Annotated in this window: 18 protein-coding genes; 6 read left to right on the top strand and 12 right to left on the bottom strand. The window is 70.5% G+C overall.

Annotated features, from left to right (window positions below; all coding sequences use genetic code 11):
• Positions 1-38 precede the first annotated feature (38 nt).
• The 3 genes from tsaE to speA are packed head-to-tail and all read right to left on the bottom strand — an operon-like array spanning position 39 to position 3,576.
• The gene (gene tsaE, locus RIA68_11700; GenBank protein ID MEQ8318103.1) at positions 39-677 is read right to left on the bottom strand and encodes a tRNA (adenosine(37)-N6)-threonylcarbamoyltransferase complex ATPase subunit type 1 TsaE; all 639 of its coding nucleotides are present in this window, start codon (positions 675-677) and stop codon (positions 39-41) included.
• The gene (gene thiL / locus RIA68_11695) at positions 670-1,557 is read right to left on the bottom strand and encodes a thiamine-phosphate kinase (protein MEQ8318102.1); all 888 of its coding nucleotides are present in this window, start codon (positions 1,555-1,557) and stop codon (positions 670-672) included. Before thiL ends, tsaE begins: the two co-directional genes overlap by 8 nt.
• Positions 1,558-1,587: 30 nt before the next feature.
• Positions 1,588-3,576 carry a biosynthetic arginine decarboxylase gene (speA, locus tag RIA68_11690; protein MEQ8318101.1) on the bottom strand — a complete coding sequence of 663 codons (1,989 nt, stop codon included), beginning with the start codon at positions 3,574-3,576 and terminating at the stop codon, positions 1,588-1,590.
• A gap of 48 nt (positions 3,577-3,624) precedes the next feature.
• On the opposite strand from speA, the gene RIA68_11685 reads away from it, so the two are divergent.
• A complete protein-coding gene (locus RIA68_11685; protein MEQ8318100.1) occupies positions 3,625-4,938 on the top strand; it encodes a hypothetical protein in 1,314 nt (437 codons plus the stop codon).
• Here RIA68_11685 and RIA68_11680 read toward each other — a convergent pair.
• From RIA68_11680 to neuC, 5 genes are all read right to left on the bottom strand, one after another.
• The gene (locus RIA68_11680) at positions 4,935-5,648 is read right to left on the bottom strand and encodes an MBL fold metallo-hydrolase (protein MEQ8318099.1); all 714 of its coding nucleotides are present in this window, start codon (positions 5,646-5,648) and stop codon (positions 4,935-4,937) included. The genes RIA68_11685 and RIA68_11680 overlap by 4 nt on opposite strands.
• Positions 5,649-7,460, bottom strand: coding sequence for a ComEC/Rec2 family competence protein (locus RIA68_11675; GenBank protein ID MEQ8318098.1), 1,812 nt, complete (start codon positions 7,458-7,460; stop codon positions 5,649-5,651). It lies immediately after the preceding gene.
• A gap of 66 nt (positions 7,461-7,526) precedes the next feature.
• Complete coding sequence (locus RIA68_11670; GenBank protein ID MEQ8318097.1) at positions 7,527-8,582, bottom strand: prepilin-type N-terminal cleavage/methylation domain-containing protein; 1,056 nt, start codon at positions 8,580-8,582, stop codon at positions 7,527-7,529.
• 490 nt (positions 8,583-9,072) lie between these two features.
• The gene (locus RIA68_11665; protein ID MEQ8318096.1) at positions 9,073-9,957 is read right to left on the bottom strand and encodes an HDOD domain-containing protein; all 885 of its coding nucleotides are present in this window, start codon (positions 9,955-9,957) and stop codon (positions 9,073-9,075) included.
• A gap of 114 nt (positions 9,958-10,071) precedes the next feature.
• On the bottom strand, positions 10,072-11,181 hold the full coding sequence (gene neuC, locus RIA68_11660; protein ID MEQ8318095.1) for a UDP-N-acetylglucosamine 2-epimerase: 1,110 nt from the start codon (positions 11,179-11,181) through the stop codon (positions 10,072-10,074).
• Between the two features lie 224 nt (positions 11,182-11,405).
• Here neuC and dnaN point away from each other — a divergent pair, with 224 nt between their 5' ends.
• Entirely contained in the window at positions 11,406-12,572 is a 1,167-nt protein-coding gene (gene dnaN, locus RIA68_11655; protein MEQ8318094.1) for a DNA polymerase III subunit beta, read from the top strand.
• Between the two features lie 79 nt (positions 12,573-12,651).
• The gene (locus tag RIA68_11650) at positions 12,652-13,905 is read left to right on the top strand and encodes a Fic family protein (protein ID MEQ8318093.1); all 1,254 of its coding nucleotides are present in this window, start codon (positions 12,652-12,654) and stop codon (positions 13,903-13,905) included.
• Here the strand turns inward: RIA68_11650 and RIA68_11645 are convergent, their stop codons facing one another.
• Positions 13,906-14,577 carry a UbiX family flavin prenyltransferase gene (locus RIA68_11645; GenBank protein MEQ8318092.1) on the bottom strand — a complete coding sequence of 224 codons (672 nt, stop codon included), beginning with the start codon at positions 14,575-14,577 and terminating at the stop codon, positions 13,906-13,908. It lies immediately after the preceding gene.
• Positions 14,578-14,741: 164 nt separating this feature from the next.
• On the opposite strand from RIA68_11645, the gene RIA68_11640 reads away from it, so the two are divergent.
• Both RIA68_11640 and RIA68_11635 read left to right on the top strand, forming a co-directional pair.
• Positions 14,742-15,458 (top strand): hypothetical protein, encoded by a 717-nt coding sequence (locus RIA68_11640; protein MEQ8318091.1) that lies wholly within the window; start codon positions 14,742-14,744, stop codon positions 15,456-15,458.
• A gap of 8 nt (positions 15,459-15,466) precedes the next feature.
• Positions 15,467-16,486 carry an aspartate carbamoyltransferase catalytic subunit gene (locus tag RIA68_11635; GenBank protein ID MEQ8318090.1) on the top strand — a complete coding sequence of 340 codons (1,020 nt, stop codon included), beginning with the start codon at positions 15,467-15,469 and terminating at the stop codon, positions 16,484-16,486.
• Here the strand turns inward: RIA68_11635 and RIA68_11630 are convergent.
• Positions 16,470-16,997 carry a DUF5658 family protein gene (locus RIA68_11630; GenBank protein ID MEQ8318089.1) on the bottom strand — a complete coding sequence of 176 codons (528 nt, stop codon included), beginning with the start codon at positions 16,995-16,997 and terminating at the stop codon, positions 16,470-16,472. The genes RIA68_11635 and RIA68_11630 overlap by 17 nt on opposite strands.
• Positions 16,998-17,178: 181 nt before the next feature.
• On the opposite strand from RIA68_11630, the gene RIA68_11625 reads away from it, so the two are divergent.
• Positions 17,179-21,441 carry a PQQ-binding-like beta-propeller repeat protein gene (locus RIA68_11625; protein MEQ8318088.1) on the top strand — a complete coding sequence of 1,421 codons (4,263 nt, stop codon included), beginning with the start codon at positions 17,179-17,181 and terminating at the stop codon, positions 21,439-21,441.
• Positions 21,442-21,445: 4 nt separating this feature from the next.
• Here RIA68_11625 and RIA68_11620 read toward each other — a convergent pair whose 3' ends face one another.
• A complete protein-coding gene (locus RIA68_11620) occupies positions 21,446-22,954 on the bottom strand; it encodes a potassium/proton antiporter (GenBank protein ID MEQ8318087.1) in 1,509 nt (502 codons plus the stop codon).
• 3 nt (positions 22,955-22,957) lie between these two features.
• Positions 22,958-23,686, bottom strand: coding sequence for an SDR family oxidoreductase (locus RIA68_11615; protein MEQ8318086.1), 729 nt, complete (start codon positions 23,684-23,686; stop codon positions 22,958-22,960).
• Positions 23,687-23,703 lie beyond the last annotated feature (17 nt).

The following is a 23,703-nucleotide window of genomic DNA, read 5'->3' as shown; positions in this document are numbered from 1 at the left end:
GGACCAGGCCCGTGGGCGCTTCGGGAAGGTCCGCGTGCTTACGACCGAGGCTCGGCCTCGTCGCCGGGCGCGTGGGGGATATCCGAAAGGTCGTCGCGTTCGGGATCGACCGGGCGGCTGATCGTGTGCTTGCCGGCGAACCAGCCGTGGAGGTCCGCCAGCTGGGCCCGCTCGTCGACGAAGGGCCAGGTGGGGCTGTCGGGTGGCACACGCCTTCCGGTGGTCGGGCAGGTCGCCCAGCCGCGCTTGGGCGTCACGGTGATGGATCGCTCGCCGTCACCAACGTGCTCCAGAGCGATCGTCGTGGTTCGATGGGGCGGCAGCGAGCCCTCGACGCGGCTTGGCCACTCCAAGGCGATGACGACCGAGGGATCTTCGAGCAGGCGATCCCAGCCCAGGCCGGCGAGCTCTTCGGGCCCGGTCATGCGGTAGGCGTCGATGTGCACGAGCGTGAGCCGCCCTCCCTCGTACTCGTTCATGAGCGCGAAGGTCGGGCTCGAGACGAGCCCGGGGTCGATGCCCAGGCCCTTGGCCAGGCCGCGCACGAGCGTGGTCTTGCCCGCCCCCAAGTCGCCCTCGAGCGCGAGCAGGTCGCCGGCGGCGAGGGTCGCCGCGAACGCGGCCGCCCAGGCCTCGGTCTCTTGGGGCGAGTTGGTCTCGAGCGCGTGCTCAGCCATGCTCGAATCCTTGGGCCGAGACGTCGCGACGGGAGCCGTCGGGCATGACCAGGATCGCGGCCGGCTCACCCGAGACGGCGCGGCCGATGCGCGTGATGGGCGTGCCCTCGAATTCGGCTGGGATGGGTGCGTCCTCGGGAGCCGTGAAGAGCAGCTCGTAGTCCTCGCCGTCGCCGAGTGCGGCTTCGAGGCCGTCGGCGTCTGGATGCACGGGGATTGCATCCGCATCGAGCTCGAGGCGGACGTTCGAGGCTCTCGCGATGCGCGCGGCGTCGATGCCCAGGCCGTCGGAGAGGTCGATCATGGCGGTGAGGTGTCCGGCTACGTGTTGCGCGAGCGCGACGCGGGGCTCGGCCTTGGCGTGTCGCTGGTTGCGCAGTGAGCCACCGAGCACGCCGGTGGCGTACACGGCGTCGCCCGCGCGTACGCCGCTCCGCAGGACGGGTCGCGCCGCGTGGCCGCCGACGGTGACGGTGAGGGAGATCGGGCCGTTGCTCTCGGGCGGCAGGCTGGCGATGTCGCCGCCCACCAGGGGGCAACCGAACTCACGCGCAAACCGGGCCATGTGGTCGAACAGCTCGTCTGCGTGCGCATAGCCGACGGGCAGCAGGGCCGTCGCGAGCGCCCAGGCCGGCGCACCGGCCATGGCGGCGATGTCGCTGACCGAGCGCAGCATCGCCTTCCGCGCGACGAGCTCGAGCGGCAGGTCGTCGTCGAAGTGGCGGTGCTGCACTAGGTGGTCGGTCGTCAGCAGCAGCGGGTGTGGGTCGGCCGCGATGACGGCGCAGTCGTCGCCCGGGCCGACGAGCACGCGGCCGAAGCTGGCGGGCAGGTCGGCCGAACGGCTGGCGATGCGTTGGAGCAGCTCTCGCTCTCGCACGGCTCTTCGGGGCTCCTTTTCGAGCGGCTCCTATTCGAGATACGTGTAGCCGGCTAGGCCGTTCTCGTAGTAACGCATGAGGGCGGCGCCGTCGGCGACGGTGAGCGTGCCCGTGCGCACGGCCTTCTCCACGTCCTTGCGCATGGCCCGGCGGAGCTCGTTGTCGTCGTACTGCAGGTAGCCCAGCACTTCCTTGACGGTGTCACCCTCGACCACCTCGGCGATGGCCCACGAGCCGCGATCGTCGTCGAGCTCGATGTGCACGGCATGGGTATCGCCGAAGAGGTTGTGCAGGTCTCCCAGAACTTCCTGGTAGGCGCCGACGAGGAAGATGCCGACCTCGTAGTGCTCGTCGTCCTTGATGTCGTGCAGCAGCAGGGCGTCGTCGTAGGGGCCGCCGTCGGTCGCGGGGAAGCGCTTGATGGCGCCGTCGCTGTCGCAGGTCATGTCGGCCAGGATGCCGCGGCGCGTCGGCCGCTCGTTGAGCCTGCGGATGGGCGCGACGGGGAAGAGCTGGTCGATGGCCCACGCGTCGGGCATCGACTGGAACAGGCTGAAGTTGCAGAAGAACGTCTCGCGCACCACGCCGGCCAGCGGGCGCACGTCCTCGACCAGGATCTCGTCGTCGTCGACGGCGTCGGGCCTGACCAACAGGCCGGCGGCGATGGACTTGAACAGCCGCTCGGCGGTGGCGCGCATGTCAAGGCTCAGGCGGCCGTACTGGAACAGTGCGATGGCCTCGTCGCGTGCGGCGAGCGCATCGTGGCACAGCTCGCCGATGCGGCCTCCTTCCATCGCCTCGTAGGTGTTGAGCAGGTCGACGACCGGGCGCGGCGCGTCGTCCATCGCGTCGAGCTGCGTACGCACGACCTGCACGTCGACGGGGCCGGGCAGGCCGCTGGAGGCAAGGACGTCGACGACCAGCATGCTGCCGTGGGCGACCATGGCGCGACCGCTCTCGCTGAAGATGTTGGGGTGTGGCTGGTCGGCCTCGTCGCAGACGACCTTGATGCGGTACACGATGTCGGCGGCGTACTCGCGCAGGTCGTAGTTCACGCTGCTGTCGCTGGCGCTGCGGCTGCCGTCGTAGTCGACGCCAAGCCCGCCGCCGACGTTGATGTGCGTGACGCCCGCGCCCATGCGGCGCAGCTCGGCGTAGGTCCACGCGAGCTCGGTGATGGCCGCCTTGAAGCTGATGATGTCGCACACCTGGCTTCCGATGTGGAAGTGCACGACCTGCAGGCACTCGAGCATGCTTGCGTCGCGCAGCTTGTCGAGCGCTTCCATGAGCTGGGCGGCGGTCAGGCCGAACTTGGCCGCCTCGCCGGCCGAGCCCTGCCAGCGGCCCATGCCCTTGGCGCTGGGCTTGATGCGCACGCCGATGCGGGGCGTCACGCCGTGCTCGCGTGCGATGCGGATGATCAGGTCGAGGTCGCTGGGCCGCTCGACGATCGGGTAGATGCGCTCGCGGATGCGGCTGGCCAGAACGACCGTCTCGATGTACTCCTCGTCCTTGAAGCCATTGCAGACGATCGGGATGTTCGGGCTGTCGGCCGTGAGGGCGAGGACGGCGAGGAGTTCGGGCTTGCTGCCGGCCTCGAGTCCGAATCCGTAGGTGTTCGCGGCCTGCTTGATCTGCTCGCAGACGCTGCGCTGCTGGTTGACCTTGATGGGGTAGACGGCCTCATAGCTGCCCTGGTAGCCCTCGTCCTTGATCGCGGCGTCGAACGCCTCGCGGAGGCGGCCCATGCGGTGGTCCATCACGTCGTTGAAGCGCAGCAGCACCGGCGCCCACAGCCCTCGCTCGCGCAGGCCCGCGACCACCTCGCCCAGGTCGATGCTCGGGCCGTCGGGCCCCCGGGGGGTCACGCGCATCCGGCCGTCCTCGCCCGCGGCGAAGTAGCCCGCGCCCCAGCGATCGATGCCATAGAGATCGGTCGAGTCGGCGATGGTCCAGTCGCCGCTCGCGGCTTGGGGCGGACGGGTGGCAGCGGTTGCTTTGGTCGGAGTCTGTGTCACCAACAAGGATATGGAGGGCGTGGCTCCCGTGTCGGTTAGACTCCGGGCATGTCCCGCCGATCGAGGATGCCACTCTGGCCGGTGCTGCTGCTGATGCTCGGCGCCGTCGTCTGGCTGGCGCTGCCGGCGGCGTGGGTGGGCGGCGGCAGTCGGCGGTGGGCGTGGCCCGTGATCGTCGTCGTCCTCGGGCTTTGGGTCTACGCGTGCTCGGTAGCCAAGCACTGGCTCGCGAGCGACCGGGACACGCCCGGTCGGCAGCGGGTCCTGAACACGCTCGCGCGAACGCCGGTCCGCATTGGTCTGGCGATGCTGGCCTTCCCATTCGTCGTCGGCTGGATGGTTGCGTTCACCGGCCTGTCGACCGGGCGGAGCGGCAGCGTGCTGGTCGGCATCATCTCGAATTCGCACATGGGATTGATGGTCACCGGCATGGTGCTCATGGGGCTCTCCGTGGTACGGCGTGGCGAGGAGCCCCGCTGCCGGGCGTGCCAGTACGACCTCGCCGGCGCGCCCGATGGTGGCTATGAAGCGTGTCCCGAGTGCGGTGCGGACCTGCGTGCATCGACGTCCATCATCAAGGGCACGCGCCGCGTCATCGTGCCCATGATCGTGGCGGGGGCGGCGATCGTCGTCGTGTCGTTCGCCAGCATCGGTCTGCTCTCGCGAGGCTCGGCGAAGTACATGCCCTACCTGCCGACCGGAGCGCTGGTGAAGGAGGTCATTGCCGCGCCGCGGGGCTTCACGCGTCACGAGTGGGCCGAGCTGCTGACACGCACGCTGACGCCGGCAGAGACCGAGGCGCTCTTCCGAGGCATGCTCGACCAGCGCGAGGCCAACGGCTACATGGCCAGCGAGGCCGAGGGCTGGCTCGACGTGACGGCGCTCGCCGGACGCGTGCCCGCCAACGCCATCGAGCGGTACTACGCGGGCATGCTCGACGCGTGGCTGGCAGCGCCCGCGGTCGTGAGCCGCCGCGAGGGTGGCTCGTTCCGCTTCGGCTTCGGGGCCGACCACCGCGGCAACATCAGCGTGCCGAGCCCTGCAGTGCTCCGGGTGTGGTTCCAGCCCGAGTCGCTCACGGTGGACGGGGTGCCCGCGGACATGGTGCACGATCCACGGGGCCCCATCGCGGGCGTCTCGATGAACACGACCAACCAGCGCACCCGCGGCGCGCCGCGGGACGAGCAGACGTACTCGAGCAACGGCCCCGTTGGGCGGGTCGATGCCACGGGCATCGCCGCGGACGAGGTCGAGCTCCGCGGGACGGGCTGGATCGCCATCGTTCCCCACGGCTCGCCGATGACCGGCGCCGTGTGGCGGAGGCGCGTCGACGTCCGCAAGACCGTGCGCATCGTCGACTAGTTGCCGAGCAGTTCGCCCCGGCGCGTCGTCGACGCCGCGAGCGCGTCGCCCGAGCCGATACGGATCGCGCCGTCGCGGCCGGTGACGAGCCAGAGGCCCTGCGAGCGATAGTCGCGCCATGGGTCTCGGCGGACGCGCTTGGTGCCCGCCGACTGGATCACGACGCGGGCCTGCGACATCGCGACGAGGCGTCGCGCATCATCGTCGTCGGCCCCGTGGTGGGGAAGCTCGAGCACGTCGACGCGGAGTAGCTCGGGGTCGGTCTCGTCGATGAGCCGGCCCAGGGCCGCGCCGCCGATGTCGCCGGTCAGCAGGATGCTGTGCCCGCTCGGGCTCTCCCACCGCACGACCATGGATGAGCTGTTGGCGTCGTCGAAGCGTTCGTGGGCGGGCGGCCAGAGCACGAGCCCGGTGGCATCGCCGAGCGCCAGGGCGTCGCCGGCGGTCACGGTCTGGATGGCGACGCCCTGCGCGCGGATGGCGTCGAAGACGTCGCGCATCACGCCGCCGCCATTGGCGGCCTCGAGCGCCTGCGGCGTGGTGTACATCGTGGCGATGCCGAGCCGTTCGATCGCGCGGGGCAGACCATTGGCGTGGTCGAGGTTGGCATGCGTCAGCACCGCGACGCTGGTGCGCCCGCCGTGGACCTCCTCGGCCGCGCGCACGGCGATGCGGCCGGCGGTGGGGCCGAGCGAGCCGCAGTCCCACAGCTACGCCTCGTCCCCCGAAAGCAGCAGGTGGGCGGTGCCGTCGCCGATGGCCAGCGTGTCGAGCTGGAGCGCGACGGCCTCGCGCGACCAGGGGCGGACGATCTCGACGGTTGCCCAGCCGGCGACGACGAGGAGCGCCAGCAAGTGGTTCCATCGGATCCGCCGGCCCGCGTGGGTGATCGCCGCCAGTGTGAGGGTCGCGGTGATGGCGAGCGCCGCGCTCACGGTGGGGGCCCCGAGGCTCGAGAAGGGCAGCGAGTCGAACCACGCGACGACGGCGAGGTTGAGCTCGGCAAGCGCGTGCAGCACGATCGACAGCGGCTCGGCCAGCGGCGGCGCGATGGTGCCGATCAGCAGCGATGCATACGCGGCGATGAGCAGGACGGCGATGAGCGGCGTCGCGACGATCGTGGCGGGCACGGTGAGCGGCGCGACCAGGCCCGTACGCCAGGCGATCCACGGCAGGCTCACGATCCAGCACAAGAGCGTAGCGCTGAAGAGCTGGCCCACGGCGTTCGCGCCGTAGTCCACGCCCAGCCGCCAGTTCGGCGGCGGCTTCTCGATGACGCCGCGGATCGGGGCGCGCCGCTCGAACAGCACGGCATGCGTGCGTGGCGCGAGCGCGAGCAGCGTGGCGACGAGGCCGAAGCTGAGCTGGTAGCCCAGGTCGAAGACCTGGTACGGGTTCCACAGCGCGATGCCCAGGGCCGTCCATGCCAAGACCGCCAGCGGGTCGTGGCGCCGCCCGAGTGCGCGCGCGCCCAGCAGCGCCAGCACCATGACCCCCGCGCGCACGATGGGCGTGCGCGCGGGCACGATGACAAGCAGCAGCCCGACGGCCACCGCGACGCCGATGGCTTCCACGCGCCAGCCCGGGCCGATGGCGCGCAGCGCCCACGCGGCCGCGGCGGCCAGGATCGCCAGGTGCAGCCCCGAGATGGCCAACAGGTGCGCCAGCCCCACGCGGCGGAAGGGGTCGTACGCCTCTTCGTAGCCCGGGTCGCGCTGGCCAAGCACCAGGGCGGCGAGCAGCGCGCTGGCGGGGTCGGCGCTCTCGGCATCGTCGAGCCGCAGCACGCGTCGCGCGCCACCCTGCAACGCGTACTGCGCACGCCGGGGGGGCGCAAGCAACGAGCCATGATCGGACTCGGCAACGAGCGCCCAGCCGTCGGTGTCGATGGTGCAGATCGGCTCGCGCGGCGGCCGGGCGGGGCCGGGGTTCATCGGTTCGGTCGGCGGGCGGATCCAGCCGGTGATCTCGATGGCCATGCCAGGAACGAGCGCGGGCGCCGCGTCCAGCCCCTCGCTCACGCTGACGCGCACGCGGCCGCGTGCGGGCAGCGCGCCATCGCCCGTATCGATCGAGATTGCGTTGCCCAGCAGCACCGATCGCTCGCTCTGGAACACGCCGCGCTCGAAGGAGGGCACGCCGACGTCGGGGTTGATGGGCGCGTCCGTGACGACCGCCGTCAGGCGCACCAGCCCGCGCTGCCGGCCGGCATCGTCGTAGGGCAGTGCGCTCAATCGGTGCAGCAGGTGGTCGGCCGACGGCGCGGTCTCGGCGGCCATCCGCCCGGCGCCGATGCACGCGACGGCGAGCACGAGCAGCACCCGCCCGCCGACGCCGCGCAGCGCGAGCGACAGCCCCGAGCAGGCGACGGCCGCGGAGAACAGCAACGTGGGATGCTGCAGCCCGATCGCATGCGCCGCGACCATGCCCGCGAGGCCCGCGGCGAGCGCGACCAGAGCCCGCGTTCGCGCGGGGCGGCGGCCGGGCCTGGGGGCGACGGGGTGATCAGGAAGGGGCTGCACGCCGACATAGCCTGACAGGAACAGGCCGCCGGGTCAAGCCAATCTGGCCGCGTGGGCCGAAATCGGTCAGTTGCCGATCGACTCGAGCTGGTCGTCGAAGCGGTCCAGCAGGTCGACGGACTCGACCTTGCCGTCGTTGTCGGTGAGGCGCGTGCCATCGGGCATGTCCGACCAAAAGCTCTGCCAGAACGCGACCTCGCTGGCGCGACCGCCCTTGTCCTTCGAGCCCATGTACATCGCGTCGATGCCGGCGGCATGGAAGACCAGGTTGCCGCGGGCGCTCGAAGGCACGGCCCCGTTGATCGTGTTGGGAATGGTCGGCGAGCCCAGCAGCACGGCCAGGTGCATGGCCAGGTCGGGCTCGCTATTGCCGATGAGGCTGTGCTCCCGGGCGGCGGTCGAAGCGGAGAAGGTCGGGTTCTTGCCGCGCTTGCCGAGTTCCTCGGTCTTCAGGAATCCGGCGTTCGACGCCCAGTAGAAGCGAGCGGGTTCGCCGTTGCTGTTGAAGGCGGAGAAGTCGCCGATCTCTTCGAGGTCCTGGATGGCCGTGCCATCCTGCTGCCACGCGAGGATCGGCGTGCCGAAGGGATCGACGACGGAGCGCAGCTCCCGGTGATCTTGGACCGTCGTCTCCAGAACGCCGAGCCCCGAACCAACTTCTTGCGGAATATAGCGGGTGTCTTCCGGCGTGTAGTAGCCGCCGCCGGCTTCCTTCGTGCCGACGAGGGTGAGGTCGATGTCGATCTCTTGGCCGCTGATCGGGCCGACGGACACGATGTTCGTGGGATCGCTTGAAGCGGTGGCGAATCCACCCGCGAGGTCGAGCATGACGTTCTGCATGCCGGTGAAGCCGCGGTCTTCGTTGGTCCTGTCGCCCATCTGCCTGGCGGTGAAGTAGCCGGGCAGGCGGGTCTTATCGGTGTAGAACTGCTGCGAGGCGGCGCCGATGGCGGTGAGCTGGGCCTGGCTGGCGGCCGCCTTGGCCGTATTGCGAGCGCCGCCCAGCGTGGGCACGATGATCGCGATGACGATCGCGATGACCGCCATGGTGACCAGGAGCTCGATGAGCGAGAACGCCCGCCGGGCGCGTCGAGTGCGAGTGCCGTTCGTATGCATGTTCATGTCCCCGAAACCTTCCCAACCGCCGAGCCCGAATGCGGGCCCATCCGTCCACCCCGTGCCCGCGTCTCGGCGACCCCGCCGCGTGCCGCTGGGCACCCAGTTGTTCGTGCCGCGGGGCCTTGGAGTTGCCGCGGCGTCGGGGGAGGGCTCCGACGGATAAGTGTACCGAGCCGCGGCGGTTCGGTTGGGCCTGTGCCGATTGCTCCGAACAACCTGCGAAAAAAAGGCGGCCGCACACGTATGTGCGACCGCCCGGAGGGAGAAAGAGAGAGCTTGTTGCAGGCGCGGGCCGGGTGGTCCGCGCCGAAATTTCCTGCTTGAATGCTGTAATCGGGAATTTAGGCAATCTCACGCCAGCCTTCCCGCCAATTCAGGAAACGAAATCGATATTCGCGTTCGGTCTTTCCAGCACGAACCAAACAAAAAGGGCCCAAAAGGGCCCAGCTTGTAAGAACTTTGGGTAGAAATAACCCGGTAGAACCCCGAATGCTCAGCCGAGCAGGCCGGCGGCGGCCGAGATCTCCTCGGCGGTCCGCTCACGCAGGCTGGCCAAAGCGGTGTCGCTCAGGCCCAGGATTTCGAGGACGGCCGGGTCGATGTCCAGGCTCGGCAGGTCGAGGCGGAACTGGCCCTCGATCTCGCCCACCAGGCGCGTGGCGACGTAGACCATCGCCGGGAGGCGGCGGTTGTCGGCGGGCGCCTTCATGGGGTCGTGGTGGTAGCCGGTGACCATCGCGAAGTTGCTTGGGAACTTCCACTTCTCGCAGAGGCCCTTGCCGAAGTCCTGGTGGTCGGCGCCGAAGATCTGGGCCTCGACGTCGGTCATGGCGTTGATGGGCACGCCGTTGCCGTCGACGCCCAGCGTCTGCACGACCTCGATGAGCTTGTTGCGATCGAACTGCATCTCGACCATGAGGCCGATGTTGTGCATCAGGCCGGCGAGGAAGGCTTCGTCGGCCATGCCGACCTTCGCGGCATCGGCGACCATCTTGGTCACGGCGCCGGTGGCCACAGCGTGTTCCCACACGGCCTTGGCGCTGAAGCCGTGGCTGAGGTCGCCGCCGCGGAAGAGCTTGGCCAGGCTGGCGGCGATGGCGATGTTCTTCACCGCGTTGAGGCCCAGCATGACGATCGCGCGGTTGATCGAGCCGATCTGGCCGGGCAAGCCGTAGAACGACGAGTTGACGACCTTGAGGATGCGGCTGGAGAGCGCCGGATCGTTCGAGATGACGTTGTGCAGGTCTTGCGCGGTCGAGGACGGATCTTCGACGAGCTCGACGATCTTGAGGGTGACCTCGGGGAGGGTGGCGATGTGGCTGATCTCGCGGATCGCGACGTTGACGGTCTGCTCTCGTTCCTGCGTGCCGGTGCTCATGGCCTGATCTCCTGCCGGTTGGGTTCCTTCGGTCGGCTTCCCAGGAGATCGACCCGTTGCAGAGGAGACTTTGATGGTCGTGCCGATCGGGAGCAAAAAAAGTCCCGAGTGGGCTCAGTAGGCGTTGAGCTTGGCCAGCAGGCCGCGGTTATTCGGATCTACCGAGGCGAGCAGGCCCGCCGACCGCTCGCCCGCGCGGCCATCGCCGTAGGGATGGGCCGCGCGGTCGCAGGGCGGCGCCGCGAGCGCATCGAGGATGGCGCGCTCGATGGATGCCCTGGATTGGTCGTCGGCGTGCAGGACGCCCGGCGGCCGCTCGCGACCGTGCTGCCGCGGTCCGATATCGACCACGCGGCACCCGAGCGCGGGGGCCTCGATCAGGCCGGCCGACGAGTTGCCAACGAGCACGCCACCGTTGGCCGCGAGCGTCTTGAGCAAGCCCACGAACTGCTCGCGGCGCATGTGCGGGTGCGGGTGGCCCAGGCGATCGGTCAAAGTGCGCAGCACGCCGGCGCGGCCGGGGTCGTGGTTGGGCGCGAGCGCGAGCGGCGTGATGCTGAGTGCTGAGAGCGCATCGAGCAGCGTCGCGGTCACGTGCTCTTCGGCCTCGACGGCCCGGCCGGTGGGGTGCAGCAGCACGAGCGCCCTGGGCGCGCCCAGGGCCTCGAACCCCTCGGTAGACATGGGATTGATTGCTTCGAGGTCGTCGATGGCGGGCGAGCCGACGACGTGCACGTGCTCGGGCTTCTCACCCATGCGCACGAGCCGGTCGGCCGAGGCCTGCGTCGCGGCCAGGTGCAGGTTGGCCAGCTTGCTGATGGCATGCCGCATCGATTCGTCGGCCACGCCCTCGGCCCGGTCTCCGCCGTGCAGGTGCGCCAGGGCCCATCCACCGACGCTCGCGACGCTCGCGGCGGCAAAAGCCTCGACGCGGTCACCCAGCACGACGACCCAGTCTGGCTCGAGCGCCCGGAAGCTGCGCGTCAGCCGGCTGATGCCCGTGCCGAGCGCTTCGGCGTCGTCGGGGCGCGTCGTCCGGCCGGGCTTCTGCATGGGCACGCTGTCGGCGATGGGGAAGGCGGCCTTGACGTCGCGGAAGCTGTCGGCCGGGGGGATGAGGTGGGCCCCCGCGGCGATGACGAGCAGCTCGAGCTCGGCATGGGCGTCGACGGCCGCCATCACCGGCTTGAGCAAGCCAAAGTCTGCACGAGAACCCGTGACCACGGCGACGCGGCGCTTGCGGGCGGCCCGAGCATGGGTGCGTGCGGGCCGGGGATCTCCGGCCCAACCGGGGCCGATCACGAGGGCCGCTCTGCGGTGGTTCTCGGGGTCATGGGCGATGGTAGAGGGGTTCGCGGGCGTGCTACAGTGGCTGTCTATAAGGAGCCCCTGAAGACGGGGGCGTGTTTCGATTGGCCCGGGAAGCGGGCTGCAAGGAGTGGGCTTCCATGCGAGTGGTGTGCGATCGTGGCGCCTTGTTGGACGCGGTGAACGTGGTGTCGTCGGTGGCGGCCTCGCGCACGCCCAAGCCCCAGCTGACCTGCGTCAAGCTCACGGCGACGCGCGAGGGCGACGCGGGCGAGCTGACCCTGGCGGCGACGGACGGCGAGATCGGCCTGCGCCTGCGCACCGCACGCGTCGACGTGCAGGAGCCCGGCGAGGCGCTCGTGCCCGCCGACAAGCTCAAGCAGATCGTTGCCGCCGAGGACCACGAGCCCACGCTGACCCTCGAGAACGAGGAGCGCACGCTGCACGTCAAGGGCGAGGACGCCAGCTACACGCTGCTGGGCTACGAGCCGGGCGACCTGCCGCGCGTGGCCGACCGCAGCGACTTCGGGGCCGAGGGCCTCAAGTCTCGCTTCGACTTCCCCAGCGACTCGCTGGGCGACATGATCGGCATGACGCTCTTCGCCACGGCGCGCGAGACGACGCGCTACGCCATCAACGGCGTGCTCGTTCGGCGCAAGGGCAAGACGCTCGAGATGGTCGCGACCGACGGCCGCCGCCTGGCGATGGCCAAGGGCACCGTGCCCGGCGCCAGCAAGGACGACCCGGACGTCTCGTGCATCGTGCCCACCAAGGCCCTCTCGCTGCTGCAGCGCCTGGTCGATAGCGAGGACGAGACGGTGACCGTCGCCATCGGCGACCAGAAGGCCCTGTTCGCGCTGGGCGGGGGCGACGACGACGCGCCGCGGGCCGTGCTCAGCAGCTCGCTGGTCGACGGCCAGTTCCCGCCGTACGAGGAAGCCATCCCCAGCGACCAGAGCGTGAAGGCGACCTTCGACAAGGACATGCTGCACAGCGCCGTCCGGCGCGCAGCGCTCCTGACCAACGAGGAGAGCAAGGGCGTCCGCCTGGCCTTCCGCGGCGAGCACAAGCAGCTCGAGCTCTCGAGCCACGCCCCGGAGATGGGCGAGGCCCGCGTCAACGTCGAGCTGAAGGGCTACGACGGCGCCGACGTGGAGATCGGCTTCAACCCCGGCTTCATCACCGACGCCCTCCGCGTGATGCACGACGCCGAGGTGACCATGGAGCTCAAGGACGGCCGCCACGCCGGGCTGATCCGCACGAGCGGGAACGGCTTCCTGTACGTGGTGATGCCGGTGACGATCTGAGGCTGGGCTCGCCGGGAAACCCAAAGTTCTTTTGGATCGCGGGTTGACATTTAAAGCATATGGCTGTTTGCTTTAAATCATGGATGCAGATTCCAAGTCGCCTCCCAATCCGCCGTGGGACCTGAAATCGAGGTTCTCGGACGTCAGTCCGGGCATGCTCGTGCCCGTGACCATGCGCAAGCGGGCGGTGGGGGCGTCGGGCTCTGGTGAGTGGCAGGAGGTCGAGACGTGGGCCTTCGTGCCCGACGACCTGCCGCCGCGGCTCGACTGGAAGGCGGTCAAGGGTGAGCTCTTCGACGCATTCGCCGGCGCCCATGCGGCCCTCGGGCGCGTGAATGGGCTGGTGCACGCGGTGCCGAACGCCGAGATCCTCCGGCAGGCGCTGTGGCTTCGTGAGGCGAGGCTGAGCTCGAAGATCGAGGGCATCGAGACCACGGCCCTCGACATGGTGCTGGCCGGCGAGGAGGGCGGCAAGCCCAACCCCGGCCGCGAGGCGCTCAACGCCGTGCGGGCCGTGCAGCTCGGCATCGAGAAGGACCAGCCGTTCGGCGGGGACCTCGTGCGCGACATGCACCGGCGTTTGCTCGACGGCGTGCGGGGCGAGGAGCTTCAACCCGGCGAGTTCCGCGACGTGCCGGTCTTCATCGGCGTCGCGGGACGGCCCGATCGGGCGCGTTTCGTGCCGCCGGCCGATGGCGGTGCGGTCGCGCGGTGCATGGCGTCGCTCGAGACCTTCGTCAACGGCGATTGGCCCCAGATCCCCGAGCTCGCGCAGGTCGCGCTCGCGCACTACCAGTTCGAGGCGGTGCACCCGTTCCGAGACGGCAACGGACGCATCGGCCGCGCGCTCGTGCTGCACCAGATGTGCGCGCTGGGACTGCTCGACATGCCGATCGTCTCGCCGAGCGGCTACTTCCAGCGGCATCGCCAGGAGTACGTCGACCGCATGCGCGCCGTCAGCGAGCGGGGCGCGTGGGTCGAATGGCTGCGGTTCTTCGTCGAGGCCGTGGCCGAAGAAGCGGTGTCGACGCGGTTGCTCGCCGAGCGCATCGTTGCGGCGCACGGTCGGTATGCGGCGCAGCTCCGCGACCACGCGGCCGCGGGCCGGCTGCTGCGCCTGCTCGACCACGTATTCGGCTGGCCGCTCGTGACGGCAGCAACGGCGGCACAAGTGTTGGACGTGACCGACCCGACGGCGCGCAAGGACCTGGCGTTGTTCGAAGAGCACGGCATCCTCGCGCGCACCGACGAGAGCACCTACGGCAAGACCTGGTACGCGCCGGCCGTGCTTGACGTGGCCGAAGCGGAGTACGCCGAGTTTCCCGATGGATGACTACTTCGAGCCGTGGACGTCTTCCCACCGCGTCTTCAAGTCATGCTCGACCTCGAGCAGGTCCAGCACCTTGCCCGCGACGAAGTCGATCATCTCGCCGACGGTGGTGGGCAGCAGGTAGAGCCCGGGGTTGGTGGGGCAGACGATGGCGCCCGCGAGCGCGAGCGTTCGCATGTTCTCGATGTCGATGAGGTTCAGCGGCGTCTCGCGGTGGCAGATGATCAGCGGGCGGCGCTCCTTGAGCGTCACCATCGCGGCCCGGGTCAGCAGGTTGCTGCCCGCGCTGGTGGCGATCGCGCCCAGGCTGGTGCTCGAGCAGGGCAGCACGGCCATGCCGTCGTGGCGGAAGCTGCCGCTGGCGATGACGGCGCCGACGTCCTTGTTGGGGTGGCAGATCAGCCGGTCCTTCATGGCCGGCGCGTGGTCGTGTTGGGTCAAGTGGGGCAGCAGGTCGTCGAACTCGACCTTCTTGATGCCCGATTCGTCGCCCAGGAGGCGGCGGCCGTACTCGCTGACGACCAGGTGCACGGTGCCGCCGGCCAGCAAGAGCTGCTCGAGGGCGCGCAGGGCGTACCACGCGCCCGACGCGCCCGAGACGCCCAGCACGAAGGTCCGGCCCTCGGCGGCGTCGGTGGCTGCGGCGTCTGGCGTGGCGTGTGGGAAGGTGGGCAATCGGGGCTCCCGCAGATGGTTGGCGCGAATAGAGTGTCGGCCTACGGACGGACCGAGTTCGGGTTTTCGATCGGGCTATCCCAACCACACGGTCATAGCCCCAGCGGACGGAGGGCATCGTGGCAGGACGAGCACGAGTCGGGCAAGCGAGGACGAGGCGCGGGATGGCGAAGGGGGGCCTGCTGGTCGGGCTGCTCGTGGGCGTGGCAGCGGCCCTGCCGGGCTGCGCCGGCTGGGATACCTGGCCGCCCACCGACCCGGTCGACCGCGTGCCCAACCGCGACGACGCCGCCATCGGCCAGACCATGACCCTCGCCCTGGCGCGCGTCATCGCCGACTATCCGCCCGGGGGCGGCGAGAACCAGCGCGTGGCCATCAACCTGCCCGGCCCGCTCGTCGGCCAGGCGGTCTACCGCCGGGTGGCCCGCGACGTCGAGGCCGAGCCGGGCGTCGAGCGCTTGGTCCAGCCGCTGTCCGAGGAATCCATGTCGCTGCCGGTGTACCACGTTGCCGGGGTGCGCATCCGCACGGGCAAGGCCGAGATCGACGTACTGCGGCCGATCTTCGGGGCGGGCCAGCTCGAGCGCGCCGAGCTGACCAATGACGAGGCATACGAGGGCTACACGGTCCGGCTCGTCGGCGGATTCCGGCCGTGGCGCGTGGAGTGGGTCGAGCGCTTCACGCCGGGCGTGATCCCGACGCCCGCGCTCAACCCCATCGAGCAGGTGCGGCCCAGCGGCCTGCCGCCCACCGCGCCGGCACCAAGCGAGGAAGAGTCGCCGGACATGTCGGGCGATACCGAAGAGACCGCCGAAGATCCGGCAGCAGATCCGGCTGACGACCCGACCGCCGACCCTACCGAAGATCCGGGCGAGGGCTGAGCAAGGCCATGGGCAGGGTGCGTGCGAGCGGCTCGGGGGAACCGACGTCGGGCATCGTCGGCGCGCACGCGCTCTCGGGCGTCATGCCCGGCAAGGACCTGATCCGGCTTCGAGACCTGCGTCCGGACGTGCTGCGGCGGCTGCTCTCGCGTGCCCGACAGCACGCCTGGGCGCTCGACGAGGATCCGTTCGACGTCGGGCAGACGCTCCGCGGACAGGTCATCGGGCTGCTGTTCTTCGAGGACTCGACGCGCACGCGGCTGAGCTTTGCCATGGCGGTGCATCGGCTCGGCGGGCGCATCATCGAGCTGACGGACCGTGGCAGTTCGCTGAGCAAGGGCGAGACGCTGGCCGACACGGCGCGCACGGTCGAGGCAATGGGCGTCAGCCGCCTGGTGGTGCGTGCGAAGCAGACCGAGGACGTGCTCGAGGTGGCGCAGGCCGTGCGCATCCCGGTGCTCAACGCCGGTGCGGGCGACGGCGAGCACCCGACGCAGGGGTTGCTCGACACGCTGGCGCTGGCCGAGGCGCACAAGCGGCTGGATTCGCTCGACCTCGACGGGCTGGCGGTGCTGATCGTGGGCGACGTGGCGCGGTCACGCGTCGCGCGCTCGAGCGGGCCGTGCATGGCGGCACTGGGCGCGCGCTTGCTCGTTGCGGGGCCCAGCGTCGACGCCGACGTCGCAGCGTCCGCCGGTGGATCGATCGTCGAGAGCTTCGAGGGTGCGCTGCGGGAGGTCGACGCCGTGATGGCCCTGCGCATCCAGCACGAGCGCGGCGGCAGCGACCTCGATGCATCTGGCGCCAACGCGGCCTACCGCCAGGAATTCGGATTGACGGCCGAGCGTACGAACCTGCTCAAGCCCGGTGCGATCGTGATGCACCCCGGGCCGGCCAACCCGGGCGTCGAGATCGACGCCGACGTCATGGGCTCGCCGCGATCGATCATCACGCGGCAGGTGTCGCTGGGCGTTGCGGTGCGGATGGCGTGCCTGGAGGCCCGCGGGGCGGTCACGGGTCGGACGTGATGGCGACCCAGCTGTCGCTGTTGTAGACCTGGATCTCGGCCAGGTGCGGGGTCAGCGCGGCCATCTCGGTGCTGTAGTGGTTCCAGCGGAACATGAGCCACGTCAGCACGACCATGCACAGGATGGCGCCGATCTCGCTGGCCACGCTTCGACGCGTGCGCCAGAGCAGCCACGTGCCCAGCAGGAGCGTCATGCACTTGAACATCGCCAGCGTGGCGGGTGTGCCGAACTGCAGGATGAAGCGAGCCAGCGGGTTGCTCTCGTACATGCCCGGCCCCACCATGTGGTCGAGCGTCATGACGAGGTCGGCCAGGCTGAGGAACACGATGGCCAGGAGGAACAGGTTGACGCGACGGGCGCGCAACTGCGGGCTCGTCCACTGCTCGCGCAGGGGCATTCTGATCCATCGCGGCTTGAGTCGTGCCCACGTCGCGGTGGGAATCCCCGCGTTGGCGAGCGCGTCCGAGAAGCGAGGCGAAGGCGTCGCCGGCACCGCTGCGGATTGTGTCATCGAAAGTGCCCCCGTCCCTGCGATGGCTGGCATCGGACCGGGACGAGTTGCGGTGCAGGGCCTGCGGGCCGTGGCGCATCGAATTGGGTCGGCCTGGGCGGGTTAGACTGGCCCGCCCGGTGGGCTGAGCCGATCAGGCAGAGGCTGCGGTGCGTATGGACGGTGTTGGAGGTCCGGTACGGTGAGCGCTCATACCCAGCGGCGACGTGCATGGTGGCCCGCGATGGCGGCGGGGCTCGCGGCCTCGCTCTGCGCCGCGGCTGCTCTCGGCCAGGCCGAGACCAGCAGCATCTACGTCGATGACTCGACGGCCACGCAAAGCACGCTGCGGTCGCTGCCCTCGCTCCTGCGGGCGGGGAACGAGGCCGAGGCGGTGCGCTCCCTGCAGGCATCCCTCGAAACGGGGCCCGATCGCCTGGTGCCCAGCGATACCGACGAGGACCTGTTCGTCTCGGTGCGCGACGCGATCCACGCGCGGCTGCTGGCCGAGCCCACGCTGCTGGAGCGGTACCGCATCGAGTTCTCGGCCCGTGCAGAGCGGCTGGCGGCGCAGGGCCGGTTCCGCGAGGTCGAGCACGGCTACTTGCTGACGCCCGCTGGCTATCAGTCGGCGCTCGTCGTGGCTCGAGAGCGTTTCGGCTTGGCTCGCTTCTGGGCGGCGGCGCACGCCCTGCTGCAGCTCGAGGGCCACCCCGACCGAGCGGGCGACGCAGAGGCCGCCGAATTGCTGACGCTCATCGCCGCGCAGCTCGACGACGAGGAGCTCCGCGCGCACGCCGGCCGGTGGCGCGAGGGCGCGGGGCTGGGGCCGGCTGAGTTTGCAGGGTTGCAGATTCCCAAGCCCGCGTCGGTCACGCGGCAAGACGCCAGCACGCTCGAGGGCGGCGCACGTCCGCCGCACCTGCCGGGCGAAGTCCCGTGGTCGCAGGCGATCGACCGCGATCTTGCGCCGGGCCCCGACGAGCGATTGCCCGAGCCGCCGCCGATCGAGCCCAAGGGCGGCGGATTCTGGTTGTTGCCCACGGTCGCCGGCGACTCGATCCTCATCAACGATGGCCCGACGCTGTCGGCGTGGGATCGCTACTCGCTCCGACTGCGCTGGCGGGCCTCGCTGCTCGACGATGAGGACTCGAAGCGCACGATGGCAAACGATCGTCGCGAGCCGCAGAAGTGGCGGTCGATCGAGTCTCCCAACACGGTCGCGGTCGATGCGCGGGCGGCGTACGCGTCGATGGGCTTGCACCAGAGCGCCGCGCCCGACATGTCGGCGGGCATCCTGGCGGTCTCGCTCGAGAGCGGCGAGAAGCTGTGGGTGGCCGATACGCGCAGCATCGACCCGCGCTACGCGCTGGCGAACGTCCGCGGCGGTCCCATCGCGGGCGAGGGACGCGTGATCTTCGGATTGCGCGAGGACAACCGCTCGGGCCGGCAGGTGGCCACGGCGCTGGTCGGGCTCGACGCGCTGACGGGCGAGCCGGCGTGGATGCGCACGCTGGGCAGCGCGGGCACGGGCTGGAGCCGCTCGAACAAGACCGTCGGCGCCGGCGGCGTGCTCCACCGCGGCATCGTGTACTGGTACGACCCGATGGGCGTCGTTGCCGCCGTCGATGCGCACGACGGGCGACCGGTGTGGCTGCGTCGATTCGATACGCGGCAGGCGTTCGCTCGCCGGGCATCCATCGGTGCGTGGCTGGTGCGCCCGCCGGTGGTCATCGGCGATTCGGTGCTGGCGCTGGTCGATCAGCAAGAGATGGTCTTCCACCTCGACCGTCGCACGGGCGAGCAGATCGGCCGCGTGGCGACCGCCGCGCTAGGCGACGCGGACTACCTCGTGGGCGTGGGCGATCACGTGGCCGCGATCGGCGGCGATACGGCATGGTTCTTCGAGCCGGGCGACGTTCGCTCGGGGCAGAACACGCTGGACGCCTTTGAGCTCGCCGACGGGTTCGACGCGTCCATCACCGGGCGCGCGATGGCGGCGGGCGACCTGCTGCTCGTGCCGTCGTTCGACCGGGCCGTGCTGCTCGATCCGACCGACGGCGAGGTCGCCGGGCCCATCATCTCGCTTCCGCGGCCGGGAAGCCTGGTAACGACCGACGATCAGATCGTGGTGGTCGACACGGGCGTCATGCAGAGTGTGATGAGCGCCGACGTTGCGGCCATGGCGCTCACCGATCGGCTCCGGAGCAACCCGAATGACGTCGCATCGCTGGTGAGCCTCGTGCTGCTGGCCGACCGGCGCGACGTGCCCGAGGCCGTGCCGGGTGCAGCCGAGCGCGCGCTCGAGGCAATATCGAGCGCCGGGGACGGCGGCGAGAATGCGCTGCGTATAGCCCGCGGCGAGCAACGCCGCTTGTTCGAAGCGCTGCTGTCGATGACGCTGCGGATGAGCGGCCGCGATGCAGCGTCGCGCAATGATGAACTGGCCGACGACCTGGCCCGGCTGACGCTCGCGGCGGCGATCGAGGCCAAGGGCCGGGCCCGCGCTCTGCTCGTCATCGCGGAACTGCGTGATCGCCAGGACAGGCCGCGGGAGTCGGCTCGAACGTACCTGGACGTACTCGCCGACGCATCGCTGCGCACGGCCGTGATCGGCGCCGATGCCGACCCCGCGGGCGTCATCGCGACGCGCCGGCTGCAGAACCTGCTGCCGATGCACGGGTACGCGGTCATCGAGCCGCTCGAAGCCGAGGCCGCCGAGGCGCTCGCGGCGGCGGCCGAGGGGCTCGAAGGCGATGCCGATCGGCTCGCGCTCGCGACGCGGTTGCCCGTCACGCTCGCGGCGATGCGGGCGTACGAGCAGGTCGCCCGCCACGCCGAGCAGCAGGGCGATCGGACGCGGGCGGCCCGGGCGTGGCGTCGCGCGCTCGACGTGGCGCGGCTGATCCGCACCAGCAACGGCCCGGTGAGCGGGCTCGACGTCGCGTCGATCGGTGCTCGGCTTGCCCGGGCGCTGGCCGAGAGCGATCACGTCGCTGCGGCGGGGCGCGTGGTCCGCCAGCTCCGTGCCGTGTCGCCCATCGAGACGCTCGATGCTCCCGACATGGACACGCTGGCGGCGCGCTTCGCCGGCCGAGACCGCGGGCCGCGCCTGGGCGCCAGGCCCGTCGAGGTCAGCCAGCGTTTGGATGGCTGGTACCTCATGACGCCGGTTGCCTCGGTCGTCGAGACGGCGGTGCCCGAGCACGTGGTGATGAACGCCGGGCATCTCGTCGGCGTGTGGGCGCTCGCGCCCGACCTCGGGCCCATCGAGGGCGAGCCCTTCGAGGCCGATCCGGCCGGCCCGCTGGAAATGATCTGGACGTCGGCGTTCGACCCGGCGCGGCCGCCGTCGCTCTTGCGGCAGGATCGCCGGCAGGCTTTGTTCGTGTGGCAGACGCTGGGCGGCCCAGAGCTGCGCTCCGTGTCCCTCTTCGATGCGTCGGACTGGCGAAGCGGCCCGATGGTCGAATTCTTTGCCGAAGGTGATCGAGTCGCAAAACTCGGTGGCGACGGCACGCGTGTCGCGGCGCTCATGGCCACGGGGCAGCGCGCCGATCCGCTCGGTTGGATCGTCGCGAGCGACGGCGAACACGTGGCCGTCGCGCGGCGCGACGGACTGCTCGCGGTGCTCGACGCGACGACCGGCCAGAGGCTGTACGCCGGCCGGCCGGGCATCGGCACCGTCATGGACGTCGCCGTGGGCGGCGGTCGCATCTGGGTGATGGGCTCGACCGAGGCGCCGGGGTCCGAGCGCGCCGGAGCCGCCGAGTCGCTGGCGCTCTGGGCGTTCGGGCCGCAGGGTGCCATGCAAGTCCGACGCGAGGGCCTCGACGAGCCGCCGCGCTGGCTCGCGGCGGTAGAAGATGGCTCGATCGTCGTCGGGATGCAGAGCTCGGTGATGGCCTTCGATGTCGACGCTGACGCACCCGAGGGACGCAAGCTGTGGACGAGCGCCGACGACGCGGCCCTGAACGCCGCCCTGGGCTGGGTGCTGGGAGACGCGGTCGTCGTCATGACGCCCCGGGGCGACCTGTCGATGGGGTCGGTCGCGACCGGCGACTTCGACGGCCGACCGCTGATGCTCTCGCTGGGCGACGGCGAGGTCCCAAGGCTTGCGCGGCAGGGCGACCGCATCGTCGTGATGACGACCGGCGGCGTGACGGTGCTCGACGGCGAGGGCCAGATCGTCGGCCGCGATGCGCTGCGTGGCGCGAGCGGCCGAAGCAACGAGAAGCTGCCGCCCGCACTGGGCCAGGATCGCGTGCTGCTCGTCCCCCGGCGGAGCTTCTCGATCAACAACGACCAGGGCGAGTACATCGTTTCGACCGTCGATACCGCGTCGGCCAAGGTCACCGGTACGCGCTCCATCCTGCTGCGGGACCCGCCGCGAGACGTTCGCCTGGTCGACGGCTACGGTGTGATCTCGACCACGCAGCAGACGGTGGTGCTGCGATTCGAGTGATCGCTTACGTCGAGCCGAGCGGCGTACCGAGCAGGAGGCCGATGGCCGGCTCGTCGCCCTCCTTGCAGAACACGTAGACGAAGTCACCCTCTGCGATGCGCGTGTTGCCGCGCGCGGGGACGAGGTGTTCGCCCCGCACGATGAGCGCTACCGAGGCCTTTTCGGGGAATCGCACCTGCGAGAGCAGCGCGCCGCAGGCTGCGACCGTCGGGCTGACGTGGTAGACGTGGAAGCCGCCGTTGAGCCGGCCCAGCGAGTGGACCTCGAGCGCGGCGGCGGGCTCGGGCAATTCCGGGCCGTCGAGCTTGAGCCAGCGTGTGAGCGGCACGATGGTTGCCCCGGGCACGATCGCGCTGACGACGACGATGAAGAACACGAGGTGGAACACGCCTTGCGCGTTCTCGAGGCCGGCGATGACCGGGAAGCTCGCAAGGATGATCGGCACGGCGCCGCGGATGCCGACCCACGAGACGTAGAACCGCTCGGCGTGCGAGAACTTGAACGGCAGCAGGCACAGCCACACGACCGCCGGTCGGGCGACGACGGCCAGGGCGAGTCCGAGCGTGAGCCCGACGCCGGCAATCGGGAGGAGCTGGCTCGGAAAGACGAGCAGCCCGAGCATCACGAACATGCCCACCTGGCACAGCCACGCGATGGCGTCGTGCACGCGGCGCAGCCCCGCGCGGTAGGGCGGCGAGCCCACGCCCAGCACGACGGCCGCCGCGTAGACGGCCAGGAAGCCCGAGCCACCGATGAGCGTGGCGCCGCCGAACGCGATGAACGCGCCGGCGAGCGTCAGCACCGGGTGCAGCCCGCTGGTGGCGAAGCGCACGCGCGTGAGCGCCAGGCGCGTCAGCCCGCCCGCGAGCAGGCCGAACAGCCCGCCGACGACGAGCTGCAGCGGCACGAGGAACAGCAGCGACCAGCCGGGTGGATCGGTGGCGGCGAGCGTCTCGACGACGGCGACGGTCAGGATGACGGCGGTGGGGTCGTTCACGCACGACTCGACCTCGAGCGTGGTGCGCACGTTTTCTTTCACGCGCAGGCGGCCGCCGCGGAGCACGGCGAACACGGCCGCCGCGTCGGTCGAGCTCACGATGGCGCCCACGAGCACGGCCTCGGCCCAGCTCAGTCCCAGGATTCGGCCGACGAGCGCCATCAGGCCGGCCGTTCCCGCGACGCCGACGGTGGCCAGCACGCTGGCGGGCGCGATGCCCCTGCGGATGGCGCCCAGCGACGAATTGAGCCCGCCGTCGAACAAGATGAGTATGAGCGCGACCATGCCGGCGCGGAGCGCGAATTGGTGGTCGTCGAACTCGATGCCGCCAAGGCCCTCCGAGCCGCCGAACATGCCCAGCAGCAGGAAGCCCAGCACGATGGGCACGCCGAATCGGCGGAGCGCGCGAGCGAAGACCAGGCTCAGGGTCATCAGCAGCCCGAGCACGAGCAAGAGGCCGGCGATGGCGCCCGGTTCGGCCAGCGCGAGCAGCGGCGGGCTGGGTGTAACGGCCATGGCTTACCCGTCCGGCACGATCTCGATGGCCTTGCCGTTGTCTTCGTCGCGCTGGCCCGTCGCGCAGTCGGCGATGAGGGCCGCGACGGCGGCCGGGTCGAGCACGTCCTTGCGCGGCACGGCGGACTCGTCGAAGATGGCGCGAAACATGGCGGTCTCGGTCGCACCCGGCGCGACGGCGAACGCCTTGACGCCCGCAGCCTTGCCCTCGTTGGCGATGCTCTTGACCATGAGCTCGACGCCCGCCTTGCTCGCGGCGTATCCGAAGAAGCCGGGGTAGGGGTCGCGCGTGGCCATCGACGAGACGTTGACGACGCGCCCCTTGGTGACCGAGAGGTGCGGCCATGCCGCCAGGATGAGCTTGGCCGGCCCGATGGCGTTGGTGGCAAAGCACTGGTCGATGAGGCCGGGCGTGTGCTGGGCCAGGGGCACCAGGGGCGCCACGCCGGCGTTGTTGATGAGCGCGTCCATGCGGCCGAAGGCCTTCATGCAGGCGGCGACGATGGCTCCCGGGCCGTCGGGCTTGCCGACGTCGGCGCTGGTTCCCTGGGCCCGGCCCCCCAGGGCGTCGAGGGCCTCGCCCAGGCGCTTGGGGTCTCGCCCGACGATGAGCACCCGCCAGCCGCGCTTGATGAGAGCCCTCGCCGTGGCCAGGCCGATGCCGGCGGTGCCGCCGGTGACGACGGCGGCCTTGGTGGTGTTGTCGGGCGTCGGTCGGGATGGGCTGGTCATCGCCTCAGCGTAGACTG

It is taken from the genome of Phycisphaerales bacterium (assembly GCA_040217175.1).
Lineage (GTDB): Bacteria > Planctomycetota > Phycisphaerae > Phycisphaerales > UBA1924 > JAHCJI01.
Note: the sequence above shows the minus strand (reverse complement) of the source record. Positions and strands in the feature narration are given on the sequence as shown.

Bases quoted from the DNA above. Each gene is read 5' to 3' on its own strand.
- RIA68_11635 (MEQ8318090.1), top strand. From the start codon at position 15,467: ATGGGCAGGGTGCGTGCGAGCGGCTCGGGGGAACCGACGTCGGGCATC.
- RIA68_11665 (MEQ8318096.1), bottom strand. From the start codon at position 9,957: ATGAGCACCGGCACGCAGGAACGAGAGCAGACCGTCAACGTCGCGATC.
- RIA68_11685 (MEQ8318100.1), top strand. From the start codon at position 3,625: ATGTCCCGCCGATCGAGGATGCCACTCTGGCCGGTGCTGCTGCTGATG.
- dnaN (MEQ8318094.1), top strand. From the start codon at position 11,406: ATGCGAGTGGTGTGCGATCGTGGCGCCTTGTTGGACGCGGTGAACGTG.
- RIA68_11670 (MEQ8318097.1), bottom strand. From the start codon at position 8,582: ATGAACATGCATACGAACGGCACTCGCACTCGACGCGCCCGGCGGGCG.
- RIA68_11630 (MEQ8318089.1), bottom strand. From the start codon at position 16,997: ATGACACAATCCGCAGCGGTGCCGGCGACGCCTTCGCCTCGCTTCTCG.
- tsaE (MEQ8318103.1), bottom strand. From the start codon at position 677: ATGGCTGAGCACGCGCTCGAGACCAACTCGCCCCAAGAGACCGAGGCC.
- RIA68_11620 (MEQ8318087.1), bottom strand. From the start codon at position 22,954: ATGGCCGTTACACCCAGCCCGCCGCTGCTCGCGCTGGCCGAACCGGGC.
- RIA68_11640 (MEQ8318091.1), top strand. From the start codon at position 14,742: ATGGCGAAGGGGGGCCTGCTGGTCGGGCTGCTCGTGGGCGTGGCAGCG.
- RIA68_11615 (MEQ8318086.1), bottom strand. From the start codon at position 23,686: ATGACCAGCCCATCCCGACCGACGCCCGACAACACCACCAAGGCCGCC.
- RIA68_11650 (MEQ8318093.1), top strand. From the start codon at position 12,652: ATGGATGCAGATTCCAAGTCGCCTCCCAATCCGCCGTGGGACCTGAAA.